Below are 13,351 nucleotides of genomic sequence, written 5' to 3' on the forward strand. Positions count from 1 at the left end.
CTAGCTAATGCGACGCGGGTCCATCCATAAGTGACAGCCGAAGCCGCCTTTCAATTTCGAACCATGCAGTTCAAAATGTTATCCGGTATTAGCCCCGGTTTCCCGGAGTTATCCCAGTCTTATGGGCAGGTTACCCACGTGTTACTCACCCGTCCGCCGCTAACTTCATAAGAGCAAGCTCTTAATCCATTCGCTCGACTTGCATGTATTAGGCACGCCGCCAGCGTTCATCCTGAGCCAGGATCAAACTCTCCAATAAAGTTAGTTTGTCTAGCATCTAAAAATAAAAATTGACGTTTCACGTTGTTTGTTTCGTTTAGTTTTCAAAGTTCAACATCGCGTTTCAGCGACTTTCATAATATATCATAGTATATTATTTTCGTCAACAAGTTTTTTAAGATAATTTATATCTCTCATTTGCTGACTCTGCCTATTATATAGACTTTTCTATCACTATGCAAGTATTATTATAAAAAAATAAGAGGAGGAAAAATCCCCCCTCTTATTCTTCAGAAGAAACCTCTTCATTAGATTCCTCTTCTTCATCTTTCTGTGCTTTTGCTACTGTCGCTACCTCTTGCTCATCCTCTAAACGAATTAGACGGACACCTTGTGTATTACGTCCCATTTGAGAGATTTGATCAACTGGCATACGAATAATAACGCCTGCCGCTGTAATTAGCATGATGTCTTCTTCACCTGTTACAGACTTAACTGCTACTAATTTACCGTTCTTATCTGTAATGTTACAAGTCTTCAGACCTTTACCACCACGACTTTGCAGGCGGTATTCATCAATCGGTGTACGCTTTCCGTAACCATTTTTCGTTACAATTAGAACATTTACATCCTCTTCGACAATTTCCATACCTACAACTTGATCTTCATCACCTAATGTAATTGCTTTTACACCAGCCGCATTACGTCCCATAGAACGCACATCTTGCTCATTGAAACGAATTAGCATGCCGTTGCTTGTCCCAACGATAATATCCTTATCACCAGATGTTAAGCGTACAGAGATTACTTCATCCTCTTCACGAAGAGAAATCGCAATTAAGCCATTCGTACGTATATTTGCAAATGACGAAAGTGGTGTTCTTTTAGAGATACCTTGCTTTGTTGTAAAGAATAAGAACTGATCATCACCAAATTCACGAATTGGAATAATGGCGTTAATCCACTCCCCTTTATCTACACCTAATAAGTTAATAATCGGTATACCTTTTGCTGTACGACTATACTCTGGGATTTCATATCCTTTCGTACGGTATACTTTACCCTTATTAGTGAAGAATAAAATATGATCATGTGTAGAAGTAGTCAATAGATGTTCTACGAAATCATCATCATTCGTTCCCATTCCTTGCACGCCACGCCCACCACGGTTCTGCGTTTTGTACGTAGAAGCTGGTAACCTCTTAATATAACCGTTATGAGTTAACGTAATTGCAATGTTTTGCTCTGGAATCAAATCTTCATCTTCAATAAATTCCATACCGCCAATCGTAATTTCCGTTCGTCTCTTATCATTGAAGCGCTCTTTTACTTCCGTTAATTCTTCACGAATAATCTCAAGAACTTTCTCTTCATCTGCTAAGATTGCTTTTAATTCAGCGATTAACTTCATTAACTCTTGATATTCTTGCTCAATTTTTTCACGTTCTAATCCTGTTAAACGTTGCAGACGCATATCTAAAATTGCTTGTGCTTGTTTCTCACTTAAACCGAAACGTTCCATTAAGCCTTGCTTTGCAATATCTGCTGTTTTCGAACTACGGATTAACGTAATAACTTCATCAAGATGATCTAGAGCAATTCGTAATCCTTCTAAAATATGAGCACGCGCCTCTGCTTTTTCTAATTCATAAGCAGTACGTCGACGAATTACTACCTTCTGATGCTCCAAGTAATGATATAAATTTTGTTTTAAATTCAATACTTGTGGCTCTCCATTTACAAGAGACAACATATTAATACCGAAACTTGTTTGAAGTGCTGTATGTTTATATAGATTATTTAATAGTACATTGGCATTGGCATCACGACGTACTTCCATAACAATACGCATACCGTTTCGATCTGACTCATCACGTAAATCCGTAATACCTTCAATTTTCTTATCACGAACTAATTCTGCAATTTTTTCAATTAATCGCGCCTTATTAACTTGATAAGGTAGTTCAGTTACGAGAATAGATTGTTTACCATTTGACTTCTCTTCAATTTCAACTTTAGCTCGAAGCATAATAGAGCCTCTACCTGTTTCATACGCTCTTCGAATCCCACTTCGTCCCAAAATTAAACCTGCTGTTGGAAAATCTGGTCCTGGAATAAACTCCATTAATTCCGCAATAGTAATGTCGGGATTATGACTTAGTGCCAATACACCATCAATTACTTCACCAAGTTGATGCGGCGGAATGTTTGTTGCCATACCAACTGCAATACCCGTCGTACCATTCACTAATAAATTAGGGAAGCGCGCTGGCAATACAATTGGCTCTCTTTCAGAACCATCATAGTTATCTTGATAATCAATCGTATTTTTTGAAATATCACGTATTAATTCCATAGAAATCTTAGACATTCTTGCTTCTGTATAACGCATTGCTGCTGCCGAATCACCATCAACAGAACCAAAATTACCATGCCCATCAACAAGCATATAACGTTGACTAAAATCTTGCGCCATACGTACCATTGTCTCGTAAACAGCTGAATCGCCGTGAGGGTGATACTTACCGATTACTTCACCGACAATACGCGCTGATTTTTTATACGCTTTATCTGCAGTAATTCCTAAATCATTCATCGCATATAAAACCCTACGATGCACAGGTTTTAATCCATCACGAACATCTGGTAATGCACGAGATACGATAACACTCATTGCGTAATCTAAAAATGAGGTACGCATTTCATGACTAATATTAATTTCTCGAATTCGTGCTTGTTGTTGATTGTCTGACATCAACGAGCACCTCCTCTTACATTTCCGTTACACATACATTGATTTATATGTAGAAGACAGGAATACTTAGATTCCTGTCATTACTCATTTAAATATCAAGGTTTTTCACGTATTTTGCATTTTCTTGGATAAAGTTACGACGCGGCTCTACTTTATCTCCCATTAAAATTTCAAATGTTTCATCTGCTTCAATTGCATCTTGAAGAGAAACTTGAAGTAATGAACGAACTTCCGGGTCCATTGTCGTCTCCCATAACTGAGTTGGATTCATTTCTCCTAGACCTTTATAACGCTGAATCCCTGGCTTAGGTTGAGCTGGTAATTCCGCTAAGATTTTTTCAAGTTCCTTATCGTTGTAAGCATATTGAATTTTCTTACCTTGTTGTACTTTAAACAAAGGTGGCTGTGCGATATATATATATCCACACTCAATTATTTGACGCATATAACGATAGAAGAACGTTAATAATAGGGTACGAATATGTGCACCATCAACATCGGCATCGGTCATAATAATAACTTTATGATAGCGTGCTTTTTCAATAGCGAAGTCCCCGCCGATATTTGTACCGATCGCCGTAATAATTGTACGAACTTCATCATTTGATAAAATCTTATCTAAGCGTGCCTTTTCAACATTAATAATTTTACCCTTCAGCGGTAAAATTGCTTGGAAATGACGATCGCGCCCTTGTTTTGCAGATCCACCCGCAGAGTCACCCTCTACGATATAAATTTCACTAATTGCTGGATCTTTAGAAGAACAGTCTGCCAATTTCCCTGGTAAACTTGAAACTTCTAAAGCACTCTTTCGGCGAGTTAACTCACGAGCCTTTTTAGCTGCTACACGTGCACGCGCTGCCATCGTCCCTTTATCTACAATTTTACGTGCAACATTGGGATTTTCCAGTAAGAACTTTTCAAATGCCTCTGAGAATACTGACTCTGTAATTGTTCTTGCTTCACTATTTCCAAGTTTCGTCTTCGTTTGTCCTTCGAATTGTGGATTCGGATGTTTAATTGACACAATTGCTGTTAAACCTTCACGAACATCTTCACCAGTTAAATTACTATCCGCATCTTTTAAAATATTATTTTTACGACCATAATCGTTGATCACACGTGTTAGGGCAGTTTTAAATCCTACCTCATGTGTACCACCTTCATACGTATGAATATTATTTGTAAATGAGTAAATATGATTTGTATATCCTTCGTTATATTGAAGCGCAACTTCAACCTGAATACCATCTTTTGAACCTTCTACATATACAGGTTCTTCATGAATTGGTTGTTTTGAACGATTTAAATGTTCAACATATGATTTAATTCCACCTTCATAGTGAAACTCTTTCTTTTGCTTATGTTCACGCTTATCTTCAATCGTTAATTTAATATTACGATTTAAAAATGCCAATTCACGCATACGAGTCGCTAACGTATCAAATTCATATTCTGTCGTCTCTTTAAAAATCTCTGGGTCCGGCTTAAAGCGAGTTATTGTTCCAGTTTTATCTGTATCACCGATGACTTTTAAATCCGCAACTGGAATACCTCTTTCATACTTTTGGTAATGGATTTTTCCATCACGATGTACAAATACTTCTAGTTCTGTTGATAAGGCATTTACAACAGATGCACCAACACCATGCAAACCACCAGAAACCTTATAACCGCCACCGCCAAATTTACCTCCGGCGTGAAGGACAGTCATGATAACTTCTACTGCAGGACGTCCCATTTTTTCTTGTATACCAACTGGAATACCACGTCCATTATCCGTTACAAGAATACTATTATCTTCTTCAATACTAACGTTGATTTCATCGCAATACCCCGCTAAGGCTTCATCGATACTATTATCGACAATCTCCCATACAAGGTGGTGAAGTCCTTTTCCACTTGTAGTACCAATGTACATACCCGGACGTTTCCGAACTGCCTCTAGTCCTTCAAGTACCTGTATCTGACTTTCATCATATGCATTTTCTTGCATTTGCTTTTGTTCCATTGACACAAAGATCACCTACTTTTCCATTTAAACAGGGATTATGCCCTGTCCATTTCACAATCTACCGTGCCGTTCATTACATGAATTGTTTTCGCTTCTTTTAATGTTTCGTGTTCAATTCCGTCGACACTCGTCGTTGTCACAAATGTTTGCACTTTTCCTTGAATTGTATTTAACAGATGTGATTGACGATAATCATCTAATTCTGATAATACATCATCCAATAAAAGAATAGGATATTCCTTAACTTCTGAGTAAATCAATTCAATTTCAGCTAATTTTAGGGACAGTGCGGTCGTTCGTTGTTGTCCTTGCGAACCAAAGACTTGAACATTTTTACTATTAACGAAGAATTGTAAATCGTCACGATGAGGACCAATTAAAGTTGTACCACGGAAAATTTCACGTTGTTTCACAGATTGAAAACTTTCATAGTATACTTCTTTTATTTTCGACAAATCCATTGATTCTGATACATCTAGGCTTGGTTTATAGATGATTTCTAATTCCTCTAATCCCCTGCTAATCCCGCGATGTATCGGCGCAGCCCATTCTTGTAGTAAATGCAAGAACTCAAAACGTTTTCGCAATATTTTTGCACCATGCTCAATGAGTTGAAGTGTAAATACATCCAACATCGTTTCCTCATTTTTACTATTCCCTTGCATCTTTTTAAGCAAGTGATTTCGTTGCGTGAGCACTTTTTGATATTGGCTTAGTTCATACAAATAAACAGGCGCTATTTGTCCTAGTTCCATATCTAAAAAGCGCCTTCTTACTTGAGGGCTTCCTTTTACAAGATTTAAATCTTCTGGGGCAAACATAACAACATTCATTTCACCAATGTATTGGCTTAACTTTTGTTGTTCAAGTTGATTTAGCTTTGCCTTTTTACCTTTTTTGGAAATATTTAATTCTAAAGACAAAGAACTATTTCTTTTTTGTAATCTACCTTTGATTTGACCGTAATCCTCATCCCATCGAATAAGCTCACGATCATTAGAGGTTCTATGAGATTTCGCCATCGCTAATACGTAAATGGCTTCCATCAAATTTGTTTTCCCTTGTGCATTTTCACCAATAATTACATTGACCTTATCCTCAAAGGAGAGCTCTAATTTTTCATAATTGCGATAGTTTTTTAATTGTATTTCTGTAATAAACAAAGGGATCCCCCTTTATGCCTGAACTTGGAAAGTTCCACTTCCCGGAATTTCAATAATATCATTCGCATATAACTTGCGACCTCTTCTATTCTCAAGCTCTTGATTCACGTACACTTCATATTCTTGTAAGAACCATTTCACAGCCCCGCCCGTATCAATTACATCAGCTAGCTTTAAAAATTGTCCTAGTGTAATGTATTCTGTTGAAATCTTAATACTTTTCATAAAAATCGCTCACTTTCTGAAAGTGTTCATTCTTTCATTGTACTAAATAAACTAGCATTAGGAAAGTAATACCCTAAAATCAAATAAGGGCCACTAGTACCTTTAAACTAGCAACCCTCAATCCTTACTTAGTAAGTACGTACCGGTAAAATTAATTGGATGATGGAATCATCATTTACTGTACGAATCAAAAACGGCCTCATCGCCCCAGTAAAGCTAATTTTAATTTCTGTACTATCTAAAGCTTTTAATGCGTCCATCATATATTTTGCACTAAAAGATATTTTTAATTCTTCTCCATCTACGTTTTCACATTGAACTTCTTCTACTACTTTTCCGATTTCTGGTGAATTTGAAGAAATCTCAAGCATTTGTTGTTCTAATGTCGATAATTTAACAACATTGTTACGACCATCTCTTGCTAATAGCGAAGCACGATCAATTGCTTGTAAAAATTCTTTTGTATTCACAAAAATATCTGTCTTACTCTCGGCTGGAATTAAACGTGTTGTATCTGGATAGTTTCCTTCTAACAATCTCGAGAAGAATAATAAATGTTTTGTACGGAATAATACTTGATACTCCGTAATAACGATATCTACCATTTCTTCAGATTCATCTAGGATTTTACTTAATTCATTTAAACTCTTACCAGGAATAACGACATTGGCTTGAAATTCATCAGCAATATTATGCCCTTCAATTTTTGCTTTACGAAGCGCTAGTCTGTGACTATCTGTTGCAATGCAAGTTAACTCGCTGTTATATACTTTCCAGTTTACACCTGTCAAGATCGGCCTTGTTTCAGAAGTTGAAACTGCAAATACTGTTTGCCTAATCATATGTTTAAGTAAATCTGTTGGAATCTTAAATACATGATGTTCTTCAATCTGAGGTAGTAACGGATATTCAGCTGAATCTAAACCATTTAAATTAAACTCTGATTTTCCAGACTTTATTTTTGTCATAAAATGATTTTCCACAGAAATTTCAACAATTTCTTTAGGTAATTTTTTTACGATCTCACTAAAATATTTTGCTTGTAAAACAATACTTCCTGATTGTTCAATTTCAACAACTTCTTTTCCAGCATCTTCGACTGGGATAAATGATTCGATAGAGATATCTGCATCGCTACCTGTTAAAGTAACTCCTTCTTCAGTTGCTACAACTTTAATTCCTGTAAGAATTGGAATTGTTGTACGAGAAGAAACTGCCTTCATTACATCTTGTACACCTCTTACAAGATAGTCTTTTTGTATTGTAAAACGCATAACGAAAAACCTCCGGTAAGTATAAGATTTTATTTATTTAATAAAGATAAAAAAATAGTAGTAATAGTAATAGGGCCTGTGGATATGTGGATAACCCCGTTTAAAGATGTAAAAACAGTCTATCTACATGTGGATAGACTGTGCGTAAAACAAGGTAAGTTATTCACACTATTCAGCTACTACTACTTTAAAATATCATTAATTTCTTCGACGTGTTTTTGTAATTGAGTATCCGTTTTTAATAGCTTCGAAATTTTTTCGTGAGCATGGATTACTGTTGTATGATCGCGGCCACCAAATTCTTCACCTATTTTTGGTAAAGATGAGTCCGTAAGCTCGCGTGATAAATACATTGCAATTTGGCGAGGGAATGCAACGGATTTTGTACGTTTTTTTGCTTTGAAATCTTCTAATTTTACTTGATAGACGCCCCCAACGGCCTTTTGAATATCTGAAATAGAAATAATTCTAGGTATAGAGTTTGGAATAATATCTTTAAGTGCTTCAGCTGCTAAATCAGCATTAATATCTTTATTAATTAAAGATGAATAAGCTACAACTCGAATAAGTGCACCTTCTAACTCACGAATGTTAGAATCAATTTGATTTGCAATATAAAGCATAACCTCATTTGGTATATCAAGGCCTTCTGCTTTTGCTTTTTTACGTAAAATTGCAATTCTAGTTTCTAAATCTGGTGGCGTAATATCCGTAATTAAACCCCATTCAAAGCGAGAACGAAGGCGATCTTCTAAAGTTGGGATTTCTTTTGGTGGTCTATCACTTGAAATCACGATTTGTTTACTTTCTTCATGCAACGCATTAAATGTATGGAAAAACTCTTCCTGTGTTTGTTCTTTTCCAGCAAGAAATTGAATATCATCTATCAGTAAGACATCTACATTACGATATTTATTACGAAAATCGACAGCTTTATTATCACGAATAGAGTTAATGAATTCATTTGTGAATTTTTCAGATGACAAATATACAACTTTTGCATTCGGGTTGTGTTCAATTACATAATGCCCAATTGCGTGCATTAAATGTGTTTTTCCAAGTCCAACGCCCCCATAAATAAAGAGCGGATTATAAGCTTTAGCTGGCGCCTCAGCTACAGCTAAAGAAGCAGCATGTGCAAAACGATTACCAGAGCCAATAACAAATGTATCAAATGTATATTTTGGATTTAACATGCTCTGTGGTAAATGAGTAGAATCATCTTGTGCTCGATTTTTTTTAATAGGAGGAAGATCGATATCCTCTTCCGCCTGACTTTGGGGAATAATAAAACGAATAGCTAGTTTTGCCCCTGTTAAATCATAAAGTGTTTCGGAGATTAGTTCCGAATAATGGGATTCTAGCCAGTCACGAGCAAATTCATTTGGAGCTGTAATAGTTAATACATCTTTTTTCAAGTTATGAGCGGTTGTTGATTTTAACCATGTTTCATAACTCGGCTTACTTACCTTTTTTTCTAATTCTTTCAAGGCACTATTCCATAAATCAGAGATATTTTCCAAAGGTGTCCCTCCTTTACAAAGATGGTAAAAGAATAAGGTTGTGCAACAATTGTACAACCCATAAGTATTTTAAATGCATATTTATACGAAACGTATTTTAAAATATAAAAACGTTGTTTGTATCCGAGATAGAGTTTTCGACAAAAAAACAAATGTGGACAACTATTTACCCACATGTGATTTAAACTGTCCACATGTTATACACAAATTGTGGATAAAATAAAGATGTGGAAAACTTATTCAAAGTGAAAACACAACTATAATATCAAAAAACAGTAGCTATAGCAATGAATTTAAGAAAGTTATCCACAAAATCAATACCTTGTGGAATAAACTTGTCCACAACACGATATACTGTGTAAAAGTAAAAAAAGAGTTTGTGGATATAAAAAAAGCGAAAATATATTTATCCACAAGGAAATATAGGGGCTGTGAAAAAGTCTGTGAATAGGTTCAAAATGAATATTTGATGAAAATTTCAAGAACCATTGACATTTTCCTAGTTGATTTACTATAATTTATTAGACTGTCTTTAACAGATATTCCTCAGGGAGGTGTCATATAATGAAAAGAACTTACCAACCAAATAAACGTAAGCGCAGCAAAGTACATGGTTTCCGCAGCCGTATGAGCACAGCGAACGGACGTAAAGTGCTAGCAGCTCGTCGTCGTAAAGGAAGAAAAGTATTATCTGCGTAGACCACTGATCGTTCAGTGGTCTTTTTTTCTAATAATAATGAATTTCCGCTGATGAACTACAGGAGTGTCAATTGATATGAAGAAAAAAAATCGTATAAAAAAGAATGATGAATTTCAGGCTGTTTTCCAAAAAGGACAGTCGGATGCTAATCGTCAGTTTGTTGTATACCAATTAAATAAAGAAAAACAGCCATACTTTCGCATCGGCCTTTCTGTTAGTAAGAAAATAGGAAATGCAGTAGTTCGTAATCGAATCAAGCGTATGATTCGCCAAGCGATTATGGAATTAAAAGATGAGATAGATTCTGGAAAAGATTTTGTTATAATAGCAAGGAAGCCTTGTGCAGAGATGACATATGAAGAAGTAAAGAAAAGCTTAATTCATGTCTTTAAACGCTCTGGTATGAAAAGAATAAAAAAGTAGCGTAAGGAAATGAATTACACTATATACATACCGATACAAGGAGGAGTAGGCTTTGAAAAAGAAACTAGGTTTACTAGCCATGGTTGTTGCATTAATGGCAATTGCTACTGGTTGTAGTGAAACGGGTCAGCCGATTACGCCAAATAGTACTGGGATTTGGAACGAATATTTCGTATATCCACTGTCTCAGTTAATCACGTATTTTGCAGAATTATTCGGTAAGAATTATGGTTTAGCAATCGTTGTTACGACTCTTATTATTCGTTTTGCATTATTACCATTAATGATTAAACAAACGAAAAGTACGAAGGCAATGCAAGCGTTACAACCAGAAATGGTAAGATTAAAAGAGAAATATAGCTCTAAAGATCAAGCAACACAGCAAAAACTACAACAAGAAATGATGCAGTTATATCAAAAAAATGGTGTAAATCCATTAGCAGGATGTTTACCAATTTTTGTTCAGATGCCTATTTTATTCGCGTTTTATCATGCGATTATGAGAACATCAGAAATTAGTAAGCATACATTCTTATGGTTTGATTTAGGACAGGCAGATCCTTACTATATCCTTCCAGTTGTTGCGGCTATTACGACTTTTATTCAGCAAAAACTTGCAATGGCAGGGACAGCTGGACAAAACCCGCAAATGGCAATGATGATTTGGCTTATGCCAATCATGATTTTAGTCTTTGCAATTAACTTCCCAGCAGCACTATCACTATACTGGGTAGTTGGTAACATCTTTGGTATTGCTCAAATGTATTTGATCAAAGGGCCTGAAATTAAGGCTAGTAAGGCAGGAGGATCAAGCAAGTGAGTATAATTACTGCTAAAGGACAAACAGTCGAGCTGGCAGTACAAGATGCTTTAAGACAATTAAACGTTTCGAAAGATCGAGTGGATATAAAGATTATTGATGAGGGTAAGAGGGGATTCCTAGGTTTATTTGGGAATCGCCCCGCTATAGTAGAAGTTGTAGTGAAGAAAGATCCCATCCAAGAGTGTGAAGAATATTTAAAAAACGTTATTCGCAATATGGGTGTGGAGGTTGAGATTAGAAAAGTTGTAAAAGGCCGCGAAGTGGAATTTACAATTTCTGGTGAAAATGTAGGTGTTTTGATTGGCAAAAGAGGAAACACCTTGAATTCTTTACAGTATTTAACAAAACTTGTGGCAAATCGTAATACGAAGCAATATATTGGCATCACACTAGATGCTGAAAATTATCGTAGTAAAAGAAAAAGTACGTTAGAATTGCTTTCTTATCGATTAGCAAAACAAGCAGTAAGTACGAAAAAAAGAGTTATGTTGGAACCTATGCCATCTTTTGAACGAAAGATTATTCATCAGGCATTATCTAATCATCAAAATATCATTACAACTTCTGAAGGAAAAGAACCACATCGATATGTTGTAATATCTTCCAAGTGACCGGTTACTCAATTGAGTGCCGGTTTTTTTGAGGCGAAAATAAATGTGGATAACTAAAAAACCACTAACTTATCCACTGTTAATAAGTTTAGTGTTTTTTACATGAGGACATAATAAAATGAGTTATTATTCTTTTGCAGATAGGTTCGTTATGGTATCCTAATAATTTAGTGACGTAAAAAAATCATGTTGAAATAGATATAAATAAGCAAGTGAGGTGAAAGGACATGGAATTTGATACAATTGCCGCAATTTCCACAGCTCTTGGGGAAGGTGCAATTGCCATTGTTCGAGTAAGTGGGGATGATGCGATTGAGAAAGTCGATCGCATTTTTAAAGGAAAAGATTTAACACAGGTTGATTCTCATACAATTCATTATGGTCATATTGTCGATTTAGATACAAATCAAGTAATTGAAGAAGTTATGGTATCGATTATGCGTGCACCTAGGACTTTTACGCGTGAAAATATAGTAGAAATCAACTGTCATGGTGGACTTGTTTCGGTAAATAAAGTATTACAGCTTATTTTAGCACAAGGAGTACGTTTGGCAGAGCCTGGTGAATTTACGAAACGTGCTTTTTTAAATGGGCGTATTGATTTATCACAAGCGGAAGCTGTTATGGATTTAATCCGTGCAAAAACAGATCGTGCTATGAACGTGGCAATTAACCAAATGGAAGGGCGATTATCTAAATTAATTGGCCGCCTGCGTCAAGACATATTGGAAACGTTAGCCCATGTTGAGGTAAATATAGATTACCCAGAATATGATGATGTAGAAGAGATGACGCATAATATTTTAATTGAGAAAGCTACACATGTTCGTGCTGAAATTGCAAAAATATTAGAAACATCGAAGCAAGGAAAGATTTTACGTGAAGGTATTGCTACTGCGATTATTGGTAGACCTAACGTTGGGAAATCATCGCTATTAAATAGTCTCGTTCAGGAGAAAAAGGCAATCGTAACTGATATTGCAGGAACAACGAGAGATGTTATTGAAGAGTACGTTAATGTGCGTGGTGTACCACTTAAACTTATAGATACAGCTGGTATTCGTGAAACGGAAGATGTTGTTGAACGAATTGGTGTAGAGCGTTCAAAAGAAATGATGAGCCAAGCCGATTTAGTGTTAGTTGTAGTCAATTATAGTGAAGCTTTAACAAATGAAGATGAAGAACTATTCCGTGCCGTACAAGGAAAAGACTTCATTATTATTGTCAATAAGACAGATTTACCACAAGAAATTGATATGGAACGTGTTACAGAGCTAGCTGCAGGCAATCGTGTTATTACGACGTCTTTAATTGAGGAGCAGGGAATTGATGAGCTTGAAAAGGCGATAGCTGATTTATTCTTTGAAGGAGCAATTGATTCTGCAGATATGACATATGTTTCTAACACGAGACATATTGGATTATTAACACAAGCAGGAAAGACGATTGGAGATGCAATTGAAGCGATAGAAAATGGTGTTCCAATCGATATGGTACAAATTGATTTAACAAGAACGTGGGAAATACTTGGTGAAATTACTGGTGATACCGTCCATGAAAGTTTAATTGACCAGTTATTCTCTCAGTTTTGTTTAGGAAAATAATAAAACGAAGCAACGTT

At 35.8% G+C, this 13,351-nt stretch carries 11 protein-coding genes and 1 rRNA gene; 5 read left to right on the forward strand and 7 right to left on the reverse strand.

Translation table 11 applies throughout. The annotated features are described in order from the left end of the window. The 7 genes from JDS80_RS10005 to dnaA all read right to left on the reverse strand — a co-directional run. Positions 1–259 (reverse strand): 16S ribosomal RNA (locus tag JDS80_RS10005); the annotation flags it as partial. A gap of 243 nt (positions 260–502) precedes the next feature. Continuing rightward, positions 503–2,974, reverse strand: coding sequence for a DNA gyrase subunit A (gene gyrA, locus JDS80_RS10010; RefSeq protein WP_071744231.1), 2,472 nt, complete (start codon positions 2,972–2,974; stop codon positions 503–505). A gap of 88 nt (positions 2,975–3,062) precedes the next feature. Then, a complete protein-coding gene (gyrB, locus tag JDS80_RS10015; RefSeq protein ID WP_000435985.1) occupies positions 3,063–4,985 on the reverse strand; it encodes a DNA topoisomerase (ATP-hydrolyzing) subunit B in 1,923 nt (640 codons plus the stop codon). A 38-nt stretch (positions 4,986–5,023) separates the two neighbouring features. Next, positions 5,024–6,151 (reverse strand): DNA replication/repair protein RecF, encoded by a 1,128-nt coding sequence (recF, locus tag JDS80_RS10020; RefSeq protein WP_071744230.1) that lies wholly within the window; start codon positions 6,149–6,151, stop codon positions 5,024–5,026. A 12-nt stretch (positions 6,152–6,163) separates the two neighbouring features. Beyond that, complete coding sequence (gene yaaA, locus JDS80_RS10025) at positions 6,164–6,376, reverse strand: S4 domain-containing protein YaaA (protein ID WP_000835828.1); 213 nt, start codon at positions 6,374–6,376, stop codon at positions 6,164–6,166. A 128-nt stretch (positions 6,377–6,504) separates the two neighbouring features. After that, positions 6,505–7,650, reverse strand: a complete 1,146-nt coding sequence (gene dnaN / locus JDS80_RS10030; protein ID WP_071744229.1) for a DNA polymerase III subunit beta — start codon at positions 7,648–7,650, stop codon at positions 6,505–6,507. 182 nt (positions 7,651–7,832) lie between these two features. Then, complete coding sequence (gene dnaA, locus JDS80_RS10035; RefSeq protein WP_071744228.1) at positions 7,833–9,173, reverse strand: chromosomal replication initiator protein DnaA; 1,341 nt, start codon at positions 9,171–9,173, stop codon at positions 7,833–7,835. 564 nt (positions 9,174–9,737) lie between these two features. On the opposite strand from dnaA, the gene rpmH reads away from it, so the two are divergent. The 5 genes from rpmH (at position 9,738) to mnmE (ending at position 13,334) form a co-directional block, all read left to right on the forward strand. After that, positions 9,738–9,872, forward strand: coding sequence for a 50S ribosomal protein L34 (gene rpmH, locus JDS80_RS10040; RefSeq protein WP_000831901.1), 135 nt, complete (start codon positions 9,738–9,740; stop codon positions 9,870–9,872). Between the two features lie 76 nt (positions 9,873–9,948). After that, positions 9,949–10,296, forward strand: coding sequence for a ribonuclease P protein component (gene rnpA, locus JDS80_RS10045; RefSeq protein ID WP_199638295.1), 348 nt, complete (start codon positions 9,949–9,951; stop codon positions 10,294–10,296). A 52-nt stretch (positions 10,297–10,348) separates the two neighbouring features. Beyond that, complete coding sequence (gene spoIIIJ, locus JDS80_RS10050) at positions 10,349–11,116, forward strand: YidC family membrane integrase SpoIIIJ (RefSeq protein ID WP_071744226.1); 768 nt, start codon at positions 10,349–10,351, stop codon at positions 11,114–11,116. Next, complete coding sequence (jag, locus tag JDS80_RS10055; protein ID WP_000022801.1) at positions 11,113–11,730, forward strand: RNA-binding cell elongation regulator Jag/EloR; 618 nt, start codon at positions 11,113–11,115, stop codon at positions 11,728–11,730. Before spoIIIJ ends, jag begins: the two co-directional genes overlap by 4 nt. A 227-nt stretch (positions 11,731–11,957) precedes the next feature. Beyond that, the gene (mnmE, locus tag JDS80_RS10060) at positions 11,958–13,334 is read left to right on the forward strand and encodes a tRNA uridine-5-carboxymethylaminomethyl(34) synthesis GTPase MnmE (RefSeq protein ID WP_071744224.1); all 1,377 of its coding nucleotides are present in this window, start codon (positions 11,958–11,960) and stop codon (positions 13,332–13,334) included. Positions 13,335–13,351 lie beyond the last annotated feature (17 nt).

The sequence above is a fragment of the Bacillus cereus group sp. N8 genome (assembly GCF_016483685.1).
GTDB lineage: Bacteria > Bacillota > Bacilli > Bacillales > Bacillaceae_G > Bacillus_A > Bacillus_A proteolyticus.

Coding starts and splice junctions, on each gene's coding strand:
- gyrA (WP_071744231.1), bottom strand. CDS start 2,974: ATGTCAGACAATCAACAACAAGCACGAATTCGAGAAATTAATATTAGT.
- gyrB (WP_000435985.1), bottom strand. CDS start 4,985: ATGGAACAAAAGCAAATGCAAGAAAATGCATATGATGAAAGTCAGATA.
- mnmE (WP_071744224.1), top strand. CDS start 11,958: ATGGAATTTGATACAATTGCCGCAATTTCCACAGCTCTTGGGGAAGGT.
- dnaN (WP_071744229.1), bottom strand. CDS start 7,650: ATGCGTTTTACAATACAAAAAGACTATCTTGTAAGAGGTGTACAAGAT.
- yaaA (WP_000835828.1), bottom strand. CDS start 6,376: ATGAAAAGTATTAAGATTTCAACAGAATACATTACACTAGGACAATTT.
- rnpA (WP_199638295.1), top strand. CDS start 9,949: ATGAAGAAAAAAAATCGTATAAAAAAGAATGATGAATTTCAGGCTGTT.
- rpmH (WP_000831901.1), top strand. CDS start 9,738: ATGAAAAGAACTTACCAACCAAATAAACGTAAGCGCAGCAAAGTACAT.